We start from the raw sequence: 21,543 nt of genomic DNA on the forward strand, positions 1-21,543 counted from the left end.
ATCGTGAAATAACAAAACGCCACCCTTAAGAAAAAAGAACCAAACTAACGACTTAGTACACGACTAAATAAGGGCACCGTTTTTTCATTAGATGAATCGAAATAACTATCGATAACAGGTCGATCAACTCCATTATAAACTACAAGAATACAAGTGACATTATCCCTAGCACCTCGTACCAATGATGAATGCAACAATGCAAGCCCAGTATCAATAACATTATCAGTATCTAGCATCGTACAAATTTCATCGTCATCCAACTCTCCCGTTAAGCCATCCGAGCATAATAAAAACAAATCTTCACTATTAAGCTTGCCTTTTATTACATCAACATTAATCTCATCTGCCACACCTACGGCACGCGTAATAACATTAGACAAAGGGTGCGAGCTGGCTTCAGCCTTACTAATAACCCCCTCTGCAATCAACTCACTTACTTGACTATGGTCATTTGAAACCTGAGAAAAGTCCCCATCACGAAACAAATAAGCGCGACTATCTCCAGCCCAAACAACAAAATACTCTCCATCTTTAATAAACAAAGCAACGACTGTACTACCTGCCGTTCTACCATCCAAATGGTAGTTACTATATTGCTTCAAATCATAATTAGCAGCCTTAACAGCAGTAACAATATGATCAACTGTCAAATTTTCATAATCATACGTCAGAACACTTGACCTTATGACATCAACAACAAGCTGACTAGCGTAATCTCCCGCCTCATGCCCCCCCATTCCATCAGCAACAATCCACAAGTTATGACTAGCTATCTCAGTAAATGAGTCTTCATTAAGCTGCCTAACAGCCCCTCTATGCGAAATAGCATAACTAGTATTAGCTTTTATCATTATCCTTAACCTGTATATGATTCCATTGCCAATGCTGCCACCTACCATCAAACATAGCTGCAGCTTGATTAACTGATGGCAAACCCGAAGTTACGATAACCGACGGCTTCAAAAGACATGAGCCGTGAGTCCACCAAACACTATAACCACCATATTTCTTATATAAAAGAGCATGCAAGACATTTTGAACTACTCCTTGTCCAAGTTCAGTTCCTGCAAACTCAAATACTTGCGCCGTTTTGTTGTCATCCGGTGAAGAAAAGTACTTATAGTGTTTTGACACACCATCTAAAGGCTTTACCACCTCTTCAACCACCTTTCTCCAGCTAAACAAATCAACTGAATCTTCCAACACAGCAAGGACGGCATCCTCATACTCTAAAGATAAAACATCAGATTCCAAAACCTCAACAGGCAAAATATCTGTATTTGCCACAAGAGTAAAAGGATACGGCCTTCCTACTGCATCCATGCTTGGCAACACAGTTCCCATTTTAGAATCCCCCCCAGCTACTCCAGAAGATATGGCAAAATGCCAAACAGGGCCCGTTAAAAATTTATCCTTCCAAGAATCCCCCATCCGCTCTTTACTTACAGAAAGGACAGCCTGCAACCAACGATCCCATATTTCCTGAAAGTCCGCATCAACGTTATCCTGAAGAAAGTCTCCCATACTAGGCAACTTACCAAGATAACCAAAACTCACAACACGCTCGGACATGAAAAACTCTCTAATGTACTATTCCAAAAAGGATGCCTTACAGAACTCGGTAGCAAACGTATAACTGCCACATTCCCCTCAACAGAAAAATGCATACCTAAATCCTGTTTAGTCTTAGGGCGGTCTCGCTGCAAATCATCAAGCATCCTAAAGAACGACCACTCACCCTCATAACTCTTATTAATTGAGCGACCACCTCCTGTCAAAGCAAACTCAATATTCGTTCCAGCCAACGAATCCGCTCCTGGCCAAGACATACTAATCACTCGCTGAGGCCCATGACGATAAATAAGCGATTGCCCATTAACGTCCAACTTAATACTAGAAGCTCCACGATCAAGCATCTCTGGCTTCATACCAAATTCAACATTTAATGCCGTACTACCATTTTCAAAAAATACTTCTTGAATACGATAAGCATCATGAAGCATAGTCAAAGAAGAAAGACTCACCCCAATATCTTTTTTGAACGACCACCTAGCACTCCCCATATTTACATTTGGGGCCACATAGGCCTGGAAGAAGTTATCAATAGTACCGCCGGGGCCAAAGAAGTGAGTAAAGTCTTTTAAACTAATTTCATCTTTACCATTCTTGTAAACTGGATAACGTCCTGCTATTGCCGCCCTACACTCCGGAAGAACTTCATTACGCCATAACTCATTAATAACCTGATCTACATTAGACGTAGTAATATCTGACGCATCATCGGCAACAGCCTTTAACCAACCAGAAAGAGGAAAAACCAGACCATTAGAAGATAACTGACCAATAAATTCAGGCTGCCCTTTCCCACTCAACAAGCCCATAACGGAAGCCTTCATTGAATCCTTTTGACTCATTTTATTCAGATATACATTCAACTCTTTAAGATTAGACTGAACCTCATCCAACTTCTCTAGATCAAGCCCCAAAATACCACTAAATGCCTCTTCAACTTCATAACCTGGCAGTTTGGTATTTGCTTGATGAGGGCTAGTATCGGGTAAAAACTTATTGATCCTTTCAGCTTTCTGAGCAATTGCTGCATCGGCTGCATTAGCCACACCTGCAACTTTTCCAAGAGCACCACTCACATGACTTTCAGGCGCATTTGTTAAGGCCACATTTTTTTGAACCACCGATATAATATTCTTCATAGGAGCTTCTGGCCCAGATAAGACATCAGTAATTGCAGCACCATCAGCAACAGAACTAAATTCTCTCACTTTCAAATTAGCTAAGAACGTCTTCCAATAGTAGATATAATCCTGAAAATAACGTCTCTCTAGCTCCTTTTCCACTTGCTGCTTAGAGACATCGTACGCCACTGCCGCATCATTTCCATATACCCAATTACTAGAAATCAAAACACCAAGCATTTTACTTTTTTCAACACTGAAAATTCCATAAAAGCCATTATAGGTATATAACCCAGGAATTGCATTTGAAGAGCCCGAAGAATCACCTGACTCAAACACGCTAGCAGTTTTAGAACTTACAATATCAGTCAGCCTAAAAGGAGGAATACTACTATTCATGTAGTCCGCTTTTAAGCGCTGATATGCCCTATCGGCCACAGGAAGCTTCGTTAAAGCAATTCGAGCATCACGGACAGCATCGTTATCTATCTGAGTTTGATCTAACTTAATCGATAAAAGAGCAGCTAAATGAGCACGCAAATCCGCCCTAACCTCTAGATTATTCCCCCCAGGAAGCTTACGATCAAAGTAAGCATCAAACCACGCCTCAACATCACTAGCATCAAAATGCTCCGGCATATACAGCATTAAATAGCTTCGCAAGGTTTCGTACAGGTAGCTTAAATGCTCAGCATTACCCTTCATTTCAGCTAAAAGAACTTTAGCCACATAAGGTTCAAGATACTTTTTAAGTGATCGCTCATAAGCACTTCTTGATGCCTCTTCAAGCTCGCTCAACTTATCAAGCCCCACGCCTGCCAACCCTCCACTACTATTTAAATCGGAATTTATAGCTGGAAGATTACGCAACTCATTAAGCCGATCATTCAATACAACCAGGTTATCAGTATCAAAAACACCTGAATCAACCTCCAAATATTGCTCCAATAAGAGATCCGTTTCTGCAATGATTTTAGTATTTGATAAATAATTTCCATAAGCAAAAAAGCCATACCCTAATAATCCAGCAAAACCGGCAGACACAGCCGCCATTCTCAGCCACTTATTCTGCTTATCATGATGCTTATTTGTACTTGCTAAATTTTGCTCAGGAAAGACAACACTCTCTAAAACCTTTTTTATAAAAAAGCTTCTAGACCGATTAATATAACCTCCATCGCTTGCTTTACTCACCCCCAAAAAACTTGAAGGACTTCCCTCTTGAGTGGCACTTGTTAAATAGACTCCACGAAAAAGCGGCGGTTGCTCGTAAGCATTTGGCGTGAATATCTCCTTTAAGAACGAATGAGACACTTCCTGAAGAAATCTAAGTTGATGAGGAAATTCAAATACTTTAGCCCTTACAGATTCATCTCTCTCATTAATAAGGCGACGATTCAACATCTCAGTCAAGTTTGAAATTAAACTATGAAATTCCTTATTAAACTGATCAATCTGAGTACCGCCCTTAGAATCTATAGGAAAAGTAACACCCCAAATCTGATCACTTTCATCTTCTGTCAATTCATTAAAAAAATCTCTAAAACCCTCTATGAGATCCACTTTAGATAAAATCACATACACAGGAAAAGTCATTCCAAGCTGATTTTGTAACTCTTGCAAGCGCTGTTTTATTGCTCGGGCATGCAAATTACGCTCTGTCTTAGTCTGCTCCATCAACTCAAAAACACCCATACTAATAATGACGCCATTAATTGGCCTCAAAGGTCTGTATTTGCGTAAAAGACCAAGAAAACCTTGCCAAGCCTTCGAATCGTGTTTAGCGTGACTATCTTGGGTAGTATAACGACCAGCCGTATCTATCAACACCGCCTTATTAGTAAACCACCAATCACAATTACGAGTACCACCAACCCCTTTAATCAGATCCACACCTAGCTTATCTTTCAAAGGATAATCTAAACCAGAATTGTTAATAATAGTGGTTTTGCCAGCCCCAGGTGGTCCAATCATAATATACCAAGGCAACTGATATATATTTCTCCCTTTAAATAACTTCACATCTTTTAATAACGAGATAGCATCAGACATTCGATTTTTTAGTGTACTGATCTCTTCATTTACCTCATCGCTATCAACACTATCATCAATCAATTCTTCAGCCATGTTTGCATTACTCTTGTTCTGCTTAACCAATTGATAAATCTTTGTTACCGCAAAACCAAGAACAATACACAATATAAATATTACACGCACCGAAGCACTTTTAAGCGGGACAAATCCAGCAATAGCAAGGAGTGGACCTGCAAACCAAATCAAAAGACACAAACACAAAAAACCAACAATAAGCATCGCGATTCTTGAGGTTAATATGTAAGAGAGTTTTTTACACTTTTTTATAAAACTCATTTCAACTCCATTTAGAAAAGTAAGTCAATTTCCACTCTACGGTTCATTGCCCTGGATTTACTATCACTATTAGGAACAATAGGATCTGCGGCTCCCTTTCCTTCAGGCCAAAGACGACCACTCAGATTTGTATTTTTAGCCATTGTATTCGCTACTTGAGTAGCCCTCGAAAGAGAAAGCAGCCAATTAGATGGAAATTCTTCTGTTTGGATTGGAGTATCATCCGTATGACCAGTTATAAGAATACGCCCCTCAGTCCCCTCAAGACTCAAGGCCAACTTCTGCAAAACCGGGGTTACTGATGGAAGCAGCGTTGCCGCCCCAGATTTAAATAAATTTTCATTATTGATAGTGATGCGTATCCGATCAGCCTGCTTTTGAACAGCGACAATATCTTTTTGAATTTCTGTTTGTAATAACTGCTCTAAAATCAAAAGCTGCTTATCTTTTTTATCTACAGTTTTCTGCAGATCAATAGGATAAATTGACGCCAAAGAAGCCTCTGTCTTAGATAGTTGATCATTAAGCTGCACATTTAAAAAGAAATATAGAGCCAAGCCAATTACACCCAAAATAGAAAATATAATCCAAAGTGGCGCCTGCTGCCTCAGCTCCCCACCATCGGCAACCCTTCGCTCCCACTCAGGTGTTAAAATATTTTTTACAGGGCCATCCAGCTGATTGAGAATATTATAAGCTCTATTACGGTAGTCCTCCGCACCACCATCTTGAGCATTATTAACCCTAAATTTCCCTTTAAATCCTAAATTCAAGCAATGATACTGAAGCTCTAAAAAGTCACGATTATGTTCAGGATAACGAAGCGAGTCATCAATTAACGTATAAAAATACTCCCCCCCAAACGTCTCTTTATGAAAAATTGACAGCAAACTCTCATTCGCCCACTCCATTGAACTCCAACGCGAGTTAAGAACACTCTCATCTAGCAAGGCACAAAGACAATAGCGCGCATTGAAAATCGTTTTATCAGGAACATCAGCATCACGAGCCTCAAATTCAAAAGATTTAATGGCATCTGTACAGCGATGCTTAAAACCTGATAGATCAGATAAATTCTCAGATTGATTTACAAATATAGCAAGCGAAAAACAATCCGAAGCCGATTCCAAAAGACTATTTTTAAAAATAGAAATTTTGGGCCCACTCTGCTTTTGCAAAGGAATTGCATTTGACGATATTTGCGTTTTATCTGCAGCAGCATCATCGACAGGGCTACTATTTCCAGAATCTCGACCAAGACGACCAGGCCTAGGCTTCATTTTAGTCTCATCCACTGAAACACACTCCCATTAATAATTATGCTCTAACTGCCCAAAGGGTAATATGTAGATCAGGGTAATTGCCTGAGAGATGTAAAGCCACCCCTCCACTTTTAAACAAGCCATCCCACTGCTCACCATGTTTATTTAGTTCAAAATAATGGTAACCTGCATGATACGGGACTTGTCGAGGCGCTGTAGGCAGAGTACTAATAGATATACCAGGCAATTGGTTATTAACTAGATTCCTTATAGTCTCAACACTACCTATTTTTATTTGCGATGGAAGCGAACGACGCAATTCTTCATGAGGAACACTCGCTTTAACAGCCAAAATAAACTGTCCGCTTCGCAGTAAATCTTTATCTTTTAATGCCCCAAAAGAAATACCGAACTTACTTTTCTCAAGCTTAATCTCTGTCGCAGTCTGCTCAATAACCTGACTTAAAGACTGATACAAAAAGTTATTAACTTCCGAGAAGACAAACATCAAATTAAGATGGTCATATTTAGGCAATACAGGGACCAATTTATCAGAGGAGCTGAATGTCGCCAACTCACCTGACAATTCAATCAATCTGGAATAAAAACTATAAGGGTGAATATTTTCAACAGACAACAAACTTTTAAATATAGCATCATACTTATTTAATGTTTGCAGCATAATAAAATCAGAAACAGACGTACTACCAGCGTAACCTTGAGACAGTCGCCCAGCAATATTCTCAGCTCTTTGCCTAATTAAAGCTGAGATCTCCCTAACAATACCAAATACAGGCTTACAAGCTCCAATATTTAAATGCGGTGGAATATATTTGCCATCTAAACGAATTGCCCCCTCACTACTCACCTCTACTATACGAGCAATAGGCATGACAACATATCCAGACACATCTTCAGAGCTAAGCATCAACCTACTATTGAATTTAGCAATTTGTATAATCTCTTCAGACTCTCGACCCAAGCAATCATCCGAAACAGTCAAATCTTCTAACTTAAAACGAGTAACCTGAGAATCATCTATTGAAGACACATTTACACTGTTGCTTCTATATGCAGGAATTGCCAAGTAGACAAGCTGATCAACTACATCCTTACCAACAATGAGCGCATCAGGTGTTAAGGTGTTATCCAGAAAACTAATAGGGGTAAGATCAGGCATCACAGCCTTTAGGCCATCTAAGCAAAACTGCCCAGTATTAAGAAGACTAACATCAATACTTAAATCTACCACTCCCCAAGCATTATTGACATTTGCATCGAGCAGATCCTTTATCACATTAGCCAAGTGCTTGTCTGACTGTTGAAAATGCTGAGGTCTCAGAAACATGCCTTCAGTCCAGGCAACAGGAGAAAAATTATTCATAAAAATTCCTTTTATTCCTCTTTGAGGTAAGTTGCAATAGACTCTACATTCACTCGCACACTGTCATAGCCAGTTGGATCAGCTTCAACTACCCCCCTCCATTTTGCTTTATCAATATCTCTATAAGCAACAACAACACCTATGAAACGAGTATTTTTATCCAACGTCATTTCATACTTAAATTCCTGACCAGGCTGAAGCTCAACCTCATCTTTTTTAAGCAAATCAGGACCTAACACCTTCTCAGCATCCCCATAAAGACTAAAGAAATCCTGTGTGTCAAAAACAGCTTTGGAGCTCAATTCAAAAACTTTTATCACTACAGGTGAAGGCCTTCCATTTATGTCGGGGTTCACATCCTCCGCCACATTAAACTTTAGGTCTGTTGAAGGTGGCACAATATAGTTAACAGTAGAGCAGCCCGATAATAAAAAAACCAGAGCAGTTAGAACCACAGTAGGCAACTTGAACTTTTTCACTTGAGGCAATCCTTTTTTAATCTTGTTTATTAATATAATTATCGTAAGCATTTAAGAACTCATCAGAAAGGGCCATAACCCCCTTTTGATCGACTTCTTTAGAATACTCTTGATGTAATTCCTGATAAATTTTCCAACTTGCCGCACCAGAATTATTAGGCATAAACTTTAATAACGAGTTATTTTCATCCGCTTTTCTACTAATACTCTCAGGCCCAAGAAGCTTCAATAAAGCCTCTAGCGAACTAGACGCCGCAGCAAGCGTTGCATTCTCATGCCTATGCAAGTCATCAAAGCTCTCCTTAATGGAGGATGCAGCACCAAGAAAACTCGTACTTTTCCGCGTATACAGATTTTGAATTGCATCATCAATCGTCGCTGAAAATTTTAGGGGATTATTTTGCTCAACCTGAAACATAGTTCTATTAATTTTCATCTGATTCTTCATGTTAGCACGCTGCCTAAGAGAGTTTATTACCCCCATTAACAACGAATTCAATCCCACTCCCATTTCGAACCATTGCTTCTCTGTCTCTAACTCAGCCCTAACCACAGAGGAAACACCCAACCCTTCAAGAAAGGCTTGTATAAGTGCTTGTTGATTCCCCGCAGAGCCCTGCTCACCAACTAATGTAGGTGACGCTTGTTTTTTCACATCATACGTCCGCCCCTCCCCTTTACTTATCGGAGGAGAAATAGATTCACGAGTTGATGCCAGTTGCGGTTGCGGTTGCGGTTGCGGTTGCGGTTGCGGTTGCGGTTGCGGAGCAATTTGCCTCTCACCTGAGAATGGATCTAGGCTAGTGCCATCAGAAAATGCAAACGCATCCCAATCTTCAGGGATCAGATTAGCGCTTGAAGAACCATCATCACCAGAGACTGGCGTCATAATCGGAGCGGTCATAGATTCTTCAAGCATATTATCTGCTTGGTACGGAGTTGAAGCAGAGTCAGGAAAAGCACTTTGAACAGACGCAGCCTGCTTTTGATCTGATAAAGGAAGATCAGCTTCCTCTATTTGAAGAGAGTTACCTTTATTGCCTTGCAGTGCAACTTCAATTTGAAAATCACCTACACTAAACACATCACCATCAACCAACTGATGCTTCCCACCTTTTCCAATAGGTGAAACACTATGATTTACAAACAACCCATTTGTCGAATAATCATGAACATAGAACAAACCACCTTCATTCACAATTTCTCCATGCTTATTAGAGATAACTTTTTCAGGATCCGGCAAGTGCCAACCACAATCTTGAGAACGACCAAAAGTTAAAGAGCTTTCAACTAATTTTGTTGCCTCTATCTCTGGAGAAAGGCGATGGTAACTAGTAATTTTTAACAAAACTTCCATTCTAATAGTTTCCTTGTATCTACTTATTAAAAATCATAAATGACTTTACTGTTTATCTCAACAAAAAGGGTGATACTAAACAAACAACCAACAGGGTATTTTTACAGCTAAAAGCGCGCAGCCTGTGCGCTTCGCTGGATACAGCAACATAACAACACAACTATATTTTTTTAACTCTTCGCTTGAAATTCACATATCAATTCACTACGCCCGCACGACCGCCGCCCCCGCCCTTACAAAAGGCCTCAGCAAAACAAAAAACACTTCCAGATCGCCCACCTCCCACCAAACAAACACAATAGAGCAACCATCCACTATACATACAAACCTATTTTTTGATCGCATTGCTAAAAATCTTTTTTTTTGTAAAAATGCGACGCCTAAGAAAAAGAGCCTGCCCTTTCTCATAAACTCGGCTCACTATAAATCTAATAGATACTATATTTGCTGCAACTAAAGGACTGGATGATGAGCAACAACGATGATAGAACACAAATAATTTCAACCCACTCATCGCAAAAAGACACTAGTAACTTTGATAAACAGAGCCTTATAGGGAAAAAACTATCTGATAGATATTTAGTTGAAGAACTCATCGGACAAGGCGGGATGAGTTACATCTATAGAGCAAGGGATACGTTTCTAGAACAAAGCTCATCTACAGATCACCCTATTGTTATTAAAATACTAAGAGAAGAGTTTTCTCAATCCTTAGAGGCTATAAAGCTACTCAAAGAAGAAACAGCACAAACACAAAAGCTTTCGCATCCAAATATAATAAAAATATTTACGGCTAATACAGAAGAAAATACCCATTACATTGTAATGGAATGGGTGAATGGTGAGACCCTAGAGCACCTAATCAAGCGAAATAAACCAACAGGGCTAAAATTCAAAAATGCACAGCCTATCATTAAACAATTACTTAATGCCTTGAGTTATGCACATAGCCATGGAGTAATTCATAATGACCTAAAACCATCTAACATCATCATTACAGCCTCAGGTGAACTAAAAATCCTTGATTTTGGAATTGCAAAACAACTTCAAAATGATGACGTGTACGCTTTCATTAAAAAAAGCAACAATGAAGCTGTAAGCGGCTACACTCCTTCTTATGCAAGCCCTGAGCAACTAAATGGATATAGCGCCAATGTGACCGATGATTTTTTCTCTCTAGGCTGCATAATCTACGAAGTACTGTGTAGCCGACATCCATATGACAGAAAAGCGTCCAACACATTACCAGACAACAGTAAATTAAAAAAACCTAAAAACAGTCCTTATTTATTCTGGTTTACATTAAAGGCAGCCCTCTCCCTAAAAGCAGAAAACAGAAAAAACATACCCCAAAAGCTCAGCCGCACACTATCTAAAGACCTAAAAAAAACAAGCATATTAACGCTAATTGCAGTTATTTTTACCACCTCTACTTTCTATGTTTACAATAATATAAACTCTGAAAAATCCCAAATTATAGCCGAAAAAAATAACGCTATAGCAATGAACAATCAAGTAGATATCTGGATGTCATGGAATGCCCCAAAGACACTCAACAACCTCAATTCAATCCCCCCACAATTCAATACTCTAAAACAAGGTTTATTAAAAATACATCAAACAGAAATCATCCAAATTTTCGATGATAAAATTTCAAGGGTACAAAACATTGAAAATAAACTTAAAAACTACACAGAGATAGACAACCTCTACCAACAAGCACTCAGCTATTACCCAGACTCAAAAACATTAAACGAACAATATAACAACATGCAACTTGAACGCCAGTCGATTACCCTAGATATTATAGGTAGGTTAAATAACATGCTAAATCAAAAAAGATATTTTGAAAAAGATCAAAATAACATTTTAAACTTGATCGACAGACTGAAGCTTATTGACAACCGAAACACTTACGAACCGACTCAAAAGCAAATTAATGATTTTGAGTCGGTACTTAAAAAATCGTCGGCAGGAAATTCCCCGATCCAACTAGAAACACTGCAGAACATCAAGAATAAAATATTCACCACAAGCCAGTGAGAGCATAACAACCTAGACATTTCAAACAAAAAGTCGATAATGGCGCGGTCAAAACAGAGCACTGGCCTTATGAAAACTGCGCAAAACACACATTGTGTCGACATATTACGCGAGCAATGCAAAACGGAGTCGAAGAGGCCTTTCATAGCAAGAGGCTCCAATGCCATTCGCTGCTCTCATTGCCTAATGGCAGAATTTGCCTGTTTTTGTCATTTAAGAGAGAGCCAAGCCTCTCCTATCGAATTCATTCTACTCTTTCATCGTGATGAAATTCACAAACCCACCAACAGCGGAAGACTCATCGCAGATTTATTCCCAGATGACACGCACGCCTATTTGTGGAGCAGAACAGCGCCATCACAAGCCTTACTAGATCTCATTAAAAGCAGACAGGGAAACTGCACGATATTGTTCCCGAACACAGAAACAGCCCAAGAACAAAAAAGACAGGTAAGAAGCATTGCCCCATCAAGCAACAAAGGTGATGAAAAACACACCTTCATTATTTTGGATGGGACATGGAAGCAGGCGAGTAAAATGTTTCACCAAAGCAAATGGTTGAGAGACATCCCTCACTTTGAGATAAATAGTGAAGCGCAGCGATCATTTCTTGTGAGACACTCAAGCCATCAAATGCAATTTGCCACTGCCGAGGTCACTGCTATGTTACTCGACTCATTAGGGCACGAACAACACAGCAAGCTTTTACTTAACTATTATCAAGCATTCAATGAACATTGCTTGATCAGTCGAAAACGTGGCAACAACGAGCATTTGTGAAATATAATTACAAAAAAAGAAAGCTAGTCAAAACAATGAAATATCACCGCTTAGACAATTAAGACTCTCTAAACAACAAATTCACCCAGCCATTAGAGTGAAACTGTGCGGCTTGCTTTTTCTTCTTGCCAACTAAAATAGGGCCATTATCCAAGAACAAGAACGCTTTCCAAGTGCGTTTAAAAATGCCCCAAGAAAGTTCAAAGACCAACTCATTGTGACAGCAAAAAAATACGGTCGTATCATCTCCCCAAGCAGAAAAGTGTGACAACAATCCATCAGGCAACGACTCCTGATCACTATCCCATACTTTTTCCCACTGCAACTTACCATCTGGGGCTTGTGTACTGGCTTTCTTTAACCAATCTCGATCCGAAAAATGATCTGGATGTATTTGCTCATCACTAATGTAATCTCGCCAAATTTGGCTGGCGCGAAGCTCACTTAGCAAGCGAATCTCTTGCAAGTCTTCTGACTCAATCTTTGGATCATTACGTTTAAAAATCCAATTTTTTGAAAACTGTTCTAACGATTGGTACAAGGAGGTTTCCTTAAATGTTTTCTTATCTAGTAATAGATATAAAATGATGAAAAAAACTAACCTAACAAGTGAAAAAGGATCGTTTGTTCAATCGGTCAAGCTTAACTAGTATTAGCATTGTTGTAATAAAACAACATTTCTTAATTAGCAGATCAGGAGAATACTATGGACTCTCAACAACAATACGAAGCACTTTTAGCAAAATGGGGCTACGCAGACACTACAGTTGAAGACCACGCTCGACGTCAAAGACGCGCTCGCCGTGTTAAAGCTGTTGTTACTTTTTTCAAGAACACTTTTAAAGCAATCAAAAAAGTAAGCGCTCGTCCTCAGCAACTTGGTCAAGCAAGCAACTAAGCTTCACAAGAATAAGCCCATAATAATTGGGTGTTAGTGTATCGTAAATAGATCTTTTTAAGGGGAGAAAAATAATAAAACCCCCTCCCTTCCTAATTCCCCTCCAAATTCGTTATCATCAATACTCATTCACAACAAAATATTTTCTTTATGACTTACTCTTACAAAGCAATAATCTTTGATTGCGATGGCGTCATTGTCGACACAGAAAACATATCCAATACCATCTTAAAATCCATGTTAAGCGAGTGCGGCCTAGAACTCGATGACGAGACCTTACACGCAAAATTCACAGGATTCACCAACCAAGAAAACCTAATCAATGCTGAAAAACTACTGGGCAAGCCACTACCAGAAAATTTTGACGACGATTACAGACAGCGCTTTCATGCCATCATCGAAGCTGATCTAGAACCTATTAAAGGCGTACGTGACTTACTTAGTAAGATCACCACACCAATTGCCATGGCAACCAATGCACGCCGCAAAGAAATGAACTTCAAACTAGACAAAATTCAATTATCTGAACGCTTTTCTACCCGTTTCTGTGTCGAAGACGTGGAAAACGGCAAACCAGCACCAGATCTTTACTTAAAAGCCGCGCAAGCATTAAATGTTAATCCTAAAGATTGTTTAGTGATTGAAGATTCTATTGCAGGAATTACAGCAGGACGAGCGGCTGGAATGCGGGTACTCGCGTTTAGTGAGACTCTTGACGCAAAAATGCAAGCGGCCGCTGGCGCGACTGAATGCTTTAAAACAATGAAAGAACTAGAAGGCTTGCTGGGACTTTAACAAACCTTCTGACTTTCACTTAATTGAACTAAATTTGTATAACAAAAAACTTAGTTCGACATAGCCTGTAATTGTTTAAGCAGACTCTTCGGCAAGTCTTTAATAGTAAGCGTGCCAGAGTCTGCATCAAATACGATCGATTCAGCTAACAGTTCGCTATCAAAACTAATCGTCAAAGCACGAGAGCTTCCAGACAAACGAGTCAGTTTTTTCAATGCGGCTTTCTCGACGAAAATTTCTTTCTCCATTTTGAAGCTATCAGAATCGGCAATTTCTAAAAATTTATTCGCCTGCTCAATAGAAAATCGAGATTCAACCTGAGAAGCAATCTCTTTAATCGCCAAAGGTTCGCGGTCTTGCGCTTTCGCCTGACAATGCTCAGAAACCACTTTCTTGAATTCATTCGCCTGTTTAGAAGGAAAACCTTCTGACTGACAAAACGCTGCCGTCAAATCCACCAGCTTACGCGTTTCTTTTGCCGCAACTTTAGGCTCATCGCAACCAATAAACTGAGTAAAATATTCACTCTCAAATTTAGGTGCTCGACCAAAACGGAAAGAAATATAACGACCTTCATCGCCCGCTTGCCACGCTGTCAAATTGATACGCAACGACATGTGCAACTTTTCCATCTCAATTTGTTCAATTTGCGACAAACTCAGATCCGCACCAAGGCCAATGCCTTTTTTGCGTTTCAACATCACTATATACAAGAAATGCGTATCGTGAAGCTCGTAATGGTTAAACCACAACAAACCACCTTCGGCTTCTTCAACAGGCTCTAAATACTTCAAATACTCTGCCGCGCAATCTTTGGTAAATCCTGCAAAATCGACAAAAGTATCGTTTTTAAAATGCTTAAACAGCAAAGCGGGTAATTGGGCACCCTCCTCACTTCCCTGAGGGTTAACAAAACGTCCAGTATTCATACCAGAGCGATTAAATAGATTCGTTACCTGAGCAGATAGCGCCTCGGCTTGCCCATCAACTGGGTTCTCATTTGGACGCGCAATAAGTATCGCTTTACGCTCACCTTCATGTTTTTGAATCTCATGCACAATTAAGTTGCTAATAGACACCAGCTACCTCTTACGTTTAATATGGACGATTACGGTCATTTTTTAACCCATCACTTTATGAAGGATCTTCCCAAACCAAAACGCTATGATAAAACCCAAAACCACCAAAAGAGACACGCGAAAAGAACTTGAGTCTCTGGTAGATCAATTTATCAAGAAAAACGGAACGATCCAGCAAGTCGACATGGGTGAATCCGGTTTAGTTGATGGCAAGTATAACACGAGCCACATAGGCTTTAACGAGCCAAAACAAGATCGCACGCCATTAAATCACGTTGTTGCCGCTATTCAACAACGAAAACACAGCAAATCCCCACCAACAGTACCAGCCAAAAAGCGCCCCAAGAAAAAAATCATCTACGATGACTTTGGCGATCCTCTACGTTGGGTCTGGGAAGAATAACAAGGCTTACCACTCAGATTAATAAGAGTCTTCTGCCTATTGCTTTGAAATACCAAGCTGATACTGCAATAATGCTCCCACATATTTTCATCAAAATAGGGAGCGATCATGTCTATTCGATACTTACACGCCATGATAAGAACAGATAAGCCAGAAGAAAGTCATACGTTTTACACAGAAGGCCTAGGTCTTATTCAAACAAGACGTATGGACAGTGAAAAAGGTCAATTTTCGCTTATCTACTACGCCACAGAACAAGGCGCACCAGAAGTTGAACTCACTCATAACTGGAGCGATCGCGCCTACACAGGCGGCGACCAATTTGGCCACCTAGCCTTTGAAGTCGAAAACATTTATCAAGTCTGTGAAAAGCTACAATCCATGGGCGTAACCATTTTAAGACCACCTCGCGACGGTCATATGGCCTTTATTAAAGACCCAAACGGTATTTCAATAGAACTTCTGCAAAAAGATGGATCTCTTGAAAGTGCCGAGCCATGGGCGTCTATGGAAAACACTGGCAGCTGGTAGTTACATAAGTTTACAAAAAAAGTATTTAATTAAACAAAGCTACAAAAATCCAATAGTCATCTTGGCAAGTATTTCTTAAGCTTACAGAATCGAAGAACTTAAAAGGTAGCAATAGCGTCATGAAGACTCTCATTAAAACCATCGCACTGACAGGAACATTATTGCTTTATGGACAGCTTTCCGCTGCCGAAAGCCTGTATGCTTCCAATGTGCAGTCTCGGCTGGCTGATGCAGACCGAGATGGCGTTATTGATGCGCGAGATCTTTGTCCAGACACTGCTGAAGGCGCAGCCGTAGACAACTATGGCTGCCCTAATCAAACAACCAAACTACTGTCTGTAGAACTGAACATTCTATTTGATACTGGTAAGGCAGAGATAAAACCGCGCTTTTATTCTGAGCTAAAAGACCTTGCTAAATTTTTACAAGAGCATCCTACAAGCACAGTGGTCATTGAAGGCCACACAGACAGCCAAGGTTCAGCAGAGCTAAACCAAGACTTATCTCAACAACGCGCCTCCGCTATTGCCGATGTACTTGTAGACAGCTTTAGAATCCAAGCAGACCGTGTAAAAGGCATTGGCTATGGCGCAACCCGACCTATCGCTGACAACGACACAGAAGACGGTCGCAAACTAAACCGTCGAGTTGTTGCTGAAGTCTTCGCCAAACAACAGTTTGCCAACGAACGTTGGACAATCTACAGCGTAGACAAAAATGGCAGCACCGCGCTAAACAATAGAAACTAAGCACTTAGTAAATAGAACATTCTAAAAACCAGTCATGATAAATGGCTGGTTTTTTTTTGTTTTAAAAGAAGTTGGGAACATCCTAATTTGTAAAGCCAAGCGCATCAGAGTTAACTTGCAGACTCACCTTTAACAAAACCTTAAATACTGACCAAATAATTATTGGTCATTATTTATTGACCAAAATAGCTTTGGTCAATAAATTATGCTTTGATACCTTATGTGAAAAGCCGTTAGGTTAGGTTTACGATGAAAGAGGAGTATTCGATGACGTCTCTCAATAATGTTACGAATGACATAAATACAGGCGGTGTTGTCACTGGAGACATTGTCAATTCCAGTGCTTTGTCGGATGCAGAACATCAAGCATGTTTGCAGCAGATTGAGCAAACCATTGCCATTTTCCAAGATGAGTTTAATGCTCAGGGCGATGTGTTCCGTGGCGATGAGTTTCAGGTGTTCGTGCCCAACCCGAAAGACGCTCTACGCTGCGCTATATTGTTAAGACTCACGCTGATGAAGTGTGTAAAAGGCGCGGATGCTCGGGTGTCTATCGGTATTGGCAAGTATCAACAGATCGAAACTGAGCTGAGAAAAACCGCCAAAGGCGAAGCTTTTCAACTCTCTGGGCGCGCTTTAAAAGACATGGATGAAGAACGCCTCAAACTGTCTTTGCCAGACACAGTTGAAGCCAACCCCAGCCGTGATTTATTGATTCGCCACTTAGATTTTATGATGACAGGACTCAGTGAGAAACAGGCTGAGGTCTTGTTACCTCGTCTGCTCTACCCTGAATTAACTCAAGACGCCTTATCGGCCAAAACAGGGATTAATCGCCGTTCGTTAGCCTCACGGTTGCAACGCGCCAACGCGAGTTTGATACTAGATACTTTGGATGTCATAGAAGCCACGTTAATAGGGAGTAAGTCGTGATGTTTCAGTTCGACGGTTTGGCCGTGTTGCTCTTGTTGTTACTGGGGCATGTGATTGGTGATTTCTTTTTACAACCCAACACTTGGGTGAAAGACAAAAATACCCATCAAGGACGTTCGCGCTCTTTGTATTATCATGGTCTGGTTCATGGTGCTATTGTCTTAGCGATTGTTAGTTTCGCAACCGCCACCAGCTTGTTAGGCTCGCTTTTCATCGGCTTATTATTCGCCGTTATCCATAGCCTAATCGATTATACAAAAGTGAAAGTTGGACAAGGCTTTTTGTGGTTTATCATCGACCAATTACTTCATGCCCTAAGCATCCTATTTTTATGGTTTTATCTCTTTGATAGCGCGATAGAGCAACTCAAAACACTCATCAATGACATAGATTACAACGCAGCTTTGCTCATCGCTCTCGCTTATTTAATGATGCTCAAACCGGCGTCTATCATCATCGGAGAGATTCTGTCTAAATGGTCGGCGGACTTGGAAGCCGATGTGTGTGATTCGCAAAACAAGAAAGTACAATCCTTACCGAATGCAGGCCAGTATTTGGGCTACCTTGAACGCGTCTTAGTGCTGACCTTTATACTAAACGGCCAATACACCGCAGTTGGTTTTGTACTCGCCGCGAAATCCATCTTTCGCATGGGAGATTTACGTGAAGCTCACGATAGAAAGTTCACCGAATACGTCATGCTTGGCTCACTGTTTTCGGTGAGCATTGCTTTATTCACTGGTTTTATTGTCTTGAAGCTACTGTCATAACCATCTCTATGGTTAAAACGAGCGCTGCGATATTGGGATTTTTATCTACTAAAACGGCTGCTACTGATTCACATATAGAAAACAACACCGATTAAGAGAGTAATTTATGAAACGTATTGGTTTTTTGGGTTTAGGCATCATGGGCAAAGCCATGGCAGCCAATTTAATAAAAGCGGGATTTGATGTCACCGTGTGGAACCGTAATACCGACAAATGCGCGGATCTCATTACGTTAGGCGCTCGCCAAGGCTCGACGCCGAAAGACGTTGCTGCTAATTGCGATGTTACTTTTGCCATGGTGTCGGACCCTGAAGCGGCGTTAGCGCTTTGCCAAGGTCCGGATGGTGTTATAGCAGGTATTGGCGCTGGTCGCGGTTATGTTGATATGTCGACGGTTGACGACGGCACATCAAAAACAATCGCTGCTTTGATAAGCCAAGTGGGCGGACGCTTTTTGGAAGCGCCGGTTTCTGGTACTAAGAAGCCCGCTGAAGATGGTACTTTGATCATTCTCGCCGCGGGTGATCAATCCCTTTATGACGATGTTAAGCCCGCGTTTGAGGTGATGGGTAAAATGTCGCCCTACCTTGGCGACGTCGGCCAAGGCGCAAATATGAAGCTAGTCGTTAATATGATGATGAGCGGAATGCTGAGCATTTTCAGCGAAGGCATGTCTTTGGGACAAAAAGCCGGTTTAGATGGTCAGCAGATTTTAGACATAGTCGATGCTGGCGCCATGTCGAATCCGATGTTTAAAGGCAAAGGCGCCATGCTGCTGAATGAGAACTACACCACCAGCTTTCCGCTTAAACATATGCAAAAAGACCTGCGCCTTGCAATTGCCCTAGGCGATCAACTTGAGCAACCTGTGCCAACCGCCGCGATTGCCAATGAAGCGTTCAAACAAGCGATAAAAGCAGGCTTTGCGGATGAAGATATTGCCGCGGTTTATAAAGTGATAAAGTAATGACTGTTTAAGGATAAGAGGGAGAGAAAAAGATAGGCATTCAAATGCCAGTCTTTCTTCCCTCTCCTATTTTTCTTTTCCTGATTAGAGAGCGGTAACCGAAAAATCAAGCAGTTAAAATATCAATACCTTTATCTCTCAATTCATTGAACGCACTTTCTGGCAGACCTGAGTCGGTGATAATGGTATCAATTCGCTCCATATCCAATGCATGAAAGGCGGCAATTTTCCCATATTTAGAGGTGTCGGAAACTAGACAGACAGTTTTCGATGATTTGGCAATAGCATGCTTAACAATGACTTTATCTTCATTCGGCGTAGATAGCCCTTTTAAATTCCAAGACGAGGTCGAGATAAAGGCGATATCAATGTTCATGCTTAATAAAAAATCAGCTACTTTTGATCCAACGGTAGACTGGTTCTGTCGGTCGATTTTTCCGCCTGTATGGTAAATATCGTTAGCCGAATTCGCCATTAAGTAAGCCGATATAGCAAAATCATTAGTGATAATGAGCAGGTCATTTCTTTGGGTTATTTGGTGAGCAATTTCTAACGTTGTGGTGCCTGCATCAAGGTATATCGTCATATTTGGAGCAATGATACTCGATGCCAACTTGCCAATTTGCTCTTTCTCAGTGGCAAACTGGGTAATTTTAATATCATGCGAGAGCTCAATATGAATGTTTCTTGCTAGCTGCACACCTCCAGAAACTGAACTAACTTTGCCAATAGCCTCAAGTTTTTCAATGTCTCGGCGAATAGTCATATGAGACACATTAAATAAATCAACCAGCTCTGAAATACTCACTACTTCTTGATTCTTTAATAATGTCAGGATCTTTCTTTGCCGCTCTACTGGAATCATCTTTCCGCCGTCCAATTCACAAAATTACTTTCACTGCAGCTTAACAAAAAAAAACCGCCATGTGAATTTATGTGAAAAAGTATCTATACATTGCATGAAAGCACTATTTTTAACGCCCTCAATAACAGTAGCAACACAGCACATAGGCAAAAAACACAAAAACCTTTCAGACTGAGTGTTAAATAATGTTGAAATATGTGAAATAAAGCGTTTTAATCATTCCAATCAATTATAAAATCACAAATCTGAACATAAACTAACAATAATTCAGTAGGTATTGTATGACAAATAAAGCGAAATCCGTCGGTGTGATCGGACTAGGCTCAATGGGCATGGGCGCGGCCAAGTCTTGTATTAACGCAGGATTGGACGTCTATGGTTTTGACTTAAACCCTAAAGCCTTGGAAGAACTAAGCCTAGCAGGAGCTAAAGCAGTCTCTAGCAGCGCTTTAGATTTTGCCGAGCAATTAGACGCTGTCTTAGTGCTTGTTGTAAACGCAAAACAAGTAAACGCTGTTCTTTTTGACAGCGGCTTAGCCACCGCACTAAAACCACAAACTGCCGTCATGGTGTCTGCAACTATTTCCGCTGAAGATGCTAAAGCCATCCACCAAAAACTTTCTCAATACCAATTATTGATGCTCGATGCGCCCGTGTCTGGCGGTGCAGCGAAAGCGGCAACAGGTGACATGACAGTCATGGCATCCGGATCAGTAGAAGCCTTCGAGAAACTACAGCCTGTCCTAGATGCGACAGCGGCTAAAGTCTACAACATTGGCGAAGAGATTGGCCTTGGTGCGACGGTTAAAATCATTCATCAACTGCTCGCTGGTGTACATATTGCTGCTGGTGCAGAAGCGATGGCGCTTGCTGCTCGTGCAAACATCCCGCTTGATCTTATGTATGACGTTGTCACAAATGCCGCAGGCAACTCTTGGATGTTTGAAAACCGCATGAAACATGTTGTCGATGGCGACTATTCACCTAAATCTATGGTGGATATTTTTGTTAAAGACTTAAACCTTGTTGCAGATACTGCCAAAGAATTGAAGTTCCCTCTTCCTTTATCTAGCACCGCTTTAAATATGTTCCTTTCAGCTAGTAACGCAGGTTTCGGCCAAGAAGATGACAGCGCGGTTATCAAGATCTTTGATGGCATCAATTTACCAGGCGTGGAGAAGTAAT

21 protein-coding genes are annotated in these 21,543 nt (G+C 40.7%); 11 read left to right on the top strand and 10 right to left on the bottom strand.

What is annotated here, in order from left to right; genetic code table 11:
* Positions 1-44: 44 nt before the first annotated feature.
* From CYL31_RS12165 to tagH, 7 genes are read right to left on the bottom strand one after another with little or no spacing between them, the layout of a single operon-like run.
* Positions 45-851: a PP2C family protein-serine/threonine phosphatase gene (locus CYL31_RS12165; RefSeq protein ID WP_212915507.1), complete on the bottom strand. Its 807-nt coding sequence runs from the start codon at positions 849-851 to the stop codon at positions 45-47.
* Positions 838-1,572, bottom strand: coding sequence for a type VI secretion system-associated protein TagF (tagF, locus tag CYL31_RS12170; RefSeq protein ID WP_212915508.1), 735 nt, complete (start codon positions 1,570-1,572; stop codon positions 838-840). The genes CYL31_RS12165 and tagF overlap by 14 nt, the downstream gene beginning before the upstream one ends.
* Positions 1,554-5,063 carry a type VI secretion system membrane subunit TssM gene (tssM, locus tag CYL31_RS12175; RefSeq protein WP_212915509.1) on the bottom strand — a complete coding sequence of 1,170 codons (3,510 nt, stop codon included), beginning with the start codon at positions 5,061-5,063 and terminating at the stop codon, positions 1,554-1,556. Before tssM ends, tagF begins: the two co-directional genes overlap by 19 nt.
* A gap of 11 nt (positions 5,064-5,074) precedes the next feature.
* Positions 5,075-6,358 (bottom strand): type VI secretion system protein TssL, long form, encoded by a 1,284-nt coding sequence (gene tssL / locus CYL31_RS12180; RefSeq protein ID WP_212915510.1) that lies wholly within the window; start codon positions 6,356-6,358, stop codon positions 5,075-5,077.
* A gap of 22 nt (positions 6,359-6,380) precedes the next feature.
* The gene (gene tssK / locus CYL31_RS12185; protein ID WP_212915511.1) at positions 6,381-7,709 is read right to left on the bottom strand and encodes a type VI secretion system baseplate subunit TssK; all 1,329 of its coding nucleotides are present in this window, start codon (positions 7,707-7,709) and stop codon (positions 6,381-6,383) included.
* Between the two features lie 11 nt (positions 7,710-7,720).
* Positions 7,721-8,239 carry a type VI secretion system lipoprotein TssJ gene (gene tssJ, locus CYL31_RS12190; protein WP_212915512.1) on the bottom strand — a complete coding sequence of 173 codons (519 nt, stop codon included), beginning with the start codon at positions 8,237-8,239 and terminating at the stop codon, positions 7,721-7,723.
* Positions 8,205-9,545 carry a type VI secretion system-associated FHA domain protein TagH gene (tagH, locus tag CYL31_RS12195; protein WP_212915513.1) on the bottom strand — a complete coding sequence of 447 codons (1,341 nt, stop codon included), beginning with the start codon at positions 9,543-9,545 and terminating at the stop codon, positions 8,205-8,207. The genes tssJ and tagH overlap by 35 nt, the downstream gene beginning before the upstream one ends.
* A 468-nt stretch (positions 9,546-10,013) precedes the next feature.
* Between tagH and CYL31_RS12200 the strand changes: the two genes are divergently transcribed.
* Both CYL31_RS12200 and CYL31_RS12205 read left to right on the top strand, forming a co-directional pair.
* Positions 10,014-11,588 carry a serine/threonine-protein kinase gene (locus tag CYL31_RS12200; RefSeq protein WP_212915514.1) on the top strand — a complete coding sequence of 525 codons (1,575 nt, stop codon included), beginning with the start codon at positions 10,014-10,016 and terminating at the stop codon, positions 11,586-11,588.
* A gap of 69 nt (positions 11,589-11,657) precedes the next feature.
* On the top strand, positions 11,658-12,368 hold the full coding sequence (locus CYL31_RS12205; protein ID WP_212915515.1) for a tRNA-uridine aminocarboxypropyltransferase: 711 nt from the start codon (positions 11,658-11,660) through the stop codon (positions 12,366-12,368).
* A gap of 58 nt (positions 12,369-12,426) precedes the next feature.
* On the opposite strand, the gene CYL31_RS12210 is transcribed toward CYL31_RS12205, so the two are convergent.
* The gene (locus CYL31_RS12210; protein WP_212915516.1) at positions 12,427-12,909 is read right to left on the bottom strand and encodes a DUF2947 family protein; all 483 of its coding nucleotides are present in this window, start codon (positions 12,907-12,909) and stop codon (positions 12,427-12,429) included.
* Positions 12,910-13,074: 165 nt separating this feature from the next.
* On the opposite strand from CYL31_RS12210, the gene CYL31_RS12215 reads away from it, so the two are divergent.
* On the top strand, positions 13,075-13,266 hold the full coding sequence (locus tag CYL31_RS12215) for a hypothetical protein (RefSeq protein ID WP_212915517.1): 192 nt from the start codon (positions 13,075-13,077) through the stop codon (positions 13,264-13,266).
* Positions 13,267-13,416: 150 nt separating this feature from the next.
* A complete protein-coding gene (locus tag CYL31_RS12220; RefSeq protein ID WP_212915518.1) occupies positions 13,417-14,061 on the top strand; it encodes an HAD family hydrolase in 645 nt (214 codons plus the stop codon).
* A 50-nt stretch (positions 14,062-14,111) separates the two neighbouring features.
* Here CYL31_RS12220 and CYL31_RS12225 read toward each other — a convergent pair whose 3' ends face one another.
* A complete protein-coding gene (locus CYL31_RS12225; RefSeq protein ID WP_212915519.1) occupies positions 14,112-15,140 on the bottom strand; it encodes a nucleoid-associated protein in 1,029 nt (342 codons plus the stop codon).
* Between the two features lie 85 nt (positions 15,141-15,225).
* Between CYL31_RS12225 and CYL31_RS12230 the strand changes: the two genes are divergently transcribed.
* From CYL31_RS12230 to CYL31_RS12255, 6 genes are all read left to right on the top strand, one after another.
* Positions 15,226-15,543, top strand: coding sequence for a hypothetical protein (locus CYL31_RS12230; RefSeq protein WP_212915520.1), 318 nt, complete (start codon positions 15,226-15,228; stop codon positions 15,541-15,543).
* Positions 15,544-15,651: 108 nt separating this feature from the next.
* A complete protein-coding gene (locus CYL31_RS12235) occupies positions 15,652-16,074 on the top strand; it encodes a VOC family protein (RefSeq protein WP_212915521.1) in 423 nt (140 codons plus the stop codon).
* Positions 16,075-16,193: 119 nt separating this feature from the next.
* Positions 16,194-16,823: an OmpA family protein gene (locus CYL31_RS12240; RefSeq protein WP_212915522.1), complete on the top strand. Its 630-nt coding sequence runs from the start codon at positions 16,194-16,196 to the stop codon at positions 16,821-16,823.
* 267 nt (positions 16,824-17,090) lie between these two features.
* Positions 17,091-17,756 (top strand): hypothetical protein, encoded by a 666-nt coding sequence (locus CYL31_RS12245; RefSeq protein ID WP_212915523.1) that lies wholly within the window; start codon positions 17,091-17,093, stop codon positions 17,754-17,756.
* Positions 17,756-18,526: a DUF3307 domain-containing protein gene (locus tag CYL31_RS12250; RefSeq protein ID WP_249411775.1), complete on the top strand. Its 771-nt coding sequence runs from the start codon at positions 17,756-17,758 to the stop codon at positions 18,524-18,526. Before CYL31_RS12245 ends, CYL31_RS12250 begins: the two co-directional genes overlap by 1 nt.
* A gap of 106 nt (positions 18,527-18,632) precedes the next feature.
* Entirely contained in the window at positions 18,633-19,493 is an 861-nt protein-coding gene (locus tag CYL31_RS12255; protein WP_212915525.1) for an NAD(P)-dependent oxidoreductase, read from the top strand.
* Positions 19,494-19,599: 106 nt separating this feature from the next.
* Here CYL31_RS12255 and CYL31_RS12260 read toward each other — a convergent pair whose 3' ends face one another.
* The gene (locus CYL31_RS12260; RefSeq protein WP_012070246.1) at positions 19,600-20,358 is read right to left on the bottom strand and encodes a DeoR/GlpR family DNA-binding transcription regulator; all 759 of its coding nucleotides are present in this window, start codon (positions 20,356-20,358) and stop codon (positions 19,600-19,602) included.
* Positions 20,359-20,639: 281 nt separating this feature from the next.
* Between CYL31_RS12260 and ltnD the strand changes: the two genes are divergently transcribed.
* Positions 20,640-21,542 (top strand): L-threonate dehydrogenase, encoded by a 903-nt coding sequence (gene ltnD, locus CYL31_RS12265; protein ID WP_212915526.1) that lies wholly within the window; start codon positions 20,640-20,642, stop codon positions 21,540-21,542.
* Position 21,543 lies beyond the last annotated feature (1 nt).

The organism is Marinomonas sp. A3A (genome assembly GCF_018336955.1).
Classification (GTDB): Bacteria; Pseudomonadota; Gammaproteobacteria; order Pseudomonadales; family Marinomonadaceae; genus Marinomonas; species Marinomonas lutimaris.

Excerpts from the sequence above, each read along its gene's own strand:
- CYL31_RS12165 (WP_212915507.1), bottom strand. The coding sequence starts at position 851 with ATGATAAAAGCTAATACTAGTTATGCTATTTCGCATAGAGGGGCTGTT.
- tagF (WP_212915508.1), bottom strand. The coding sequence starts at position 1,572 with ATGTCCGAGCGTGTTGTGAGTTTTGGTTATCTTGGTAAGTTGCCTAGT.
- tssM (WP_212915509.1), bottom strand. The coding sequence starts at position 5,063 with ATGAGTTTTATAAAAAAGTGTAAAAAACTCTCTTACATATTAACCTCA.
- tssK (WP_212915511.1), bottom strand. The coding sequence starts at position 7,709 with ATGAATAATTTTTCTCCTGTTGCCTGGACTGAAGGCATGTTTCTGAGA.
- tssJ (WP_212915512.1), bottom strand. The coding sequence starts at position 8,239 with ATGCTTACGATAATTATATTAATAAACAAGATTAAAAAAGGATTGCCT.
- tagH (WP_212915513.1), bottom strand. The coding sequence starts at position 9,545 with ATGGAAGTTTTGTTAAAAATTACTAGTTACCATCGCCTTTCTCCAGAG.
- CYL31_RS12200 (WP_212915514.1), top strand. The coding sequence starts at position 10,014 with ATGAGCAACAACGATGATAGAACACAAATAATTTCAACCCACTCATCG.
- CYL31_RS12205 (WP_212915515.1), top strand. The coding sequence starts at position 11,658 with ATGAAAACTGCGCAAAACACACATTGTGTCGACATATTACGCGAGCAA.
- CYL31_RS12215 (WP_212915517.1), top strand. The coding sequence starts at position 13,075 with ATGGACTCTCAACAACAATACGAAGCACTTTTAGCAAAATGGGGCTAC.
- CYL31_RS12220 (WP_212915518.1), top strand. The coding sequence starts at position 13,417 with ATGACTTACTCTTACAAAGCAATAATCTTTGATTGCGATGGCGTCATT.
- CYL31_RS12230 (WP_212915520.1), top strand. The coding sequence starts at position 15,226 with ATGATAAAACCCAAAACCACCAAAAGAGACACGCGAAAAGAACTTGAG.
- CYL31_RS12235 (WP_212915521.1), top strand. The coding sequence starts at position 15,652 with ATGTCTATTCGATACTTACACGCCATGATAAGAACAGATAAGCCAGAA.
- CYL31_RS12240 (WP_212915522.1), top strand. The coding sequence starts at position 16,194 with ATGAAGACTCTCATTAAAACCATCGCACTGACAGGAACATTATTGCTT.
- CYL31_RS12245 (WP_212915523.1), top strand. The coding sequence starts at position 17,091 with ATGACGTCTCTCAATAATGTTACGAATGACATAAATACAGGCGGTGTT.
- CYL31_RS12250 (WP_249411775.1), top strand. The coding sequence starts at position 17,756 with ATGTTTCAGTTCGACGGTTTGGCCGTGTTGCTCTTGTTGTTACTGGGG.
- CYL31_RS12255 (WP_212915525.1), top strand. The coding sequence starts at position 18,633 with ATGAAACGTATTGGTTTTTTGGGTTTAGGCATCATGGGCAAAGCCATG.
- CYL31_RS12260 (WP_012070246.1), bottom strand. The coding sequence starts at position 20,358 with ATGATTCCAGTAGAGCGGCAAAGAAAGATCCTGACATTATTAAAGAAT.
- ltnD (WP_212915526.1), top strand. The coding sequence starts at position 20,640 with ATGACAAATAAAGCGAAATCCGTCGGTGTGATCGGACTAGGCTCAATG.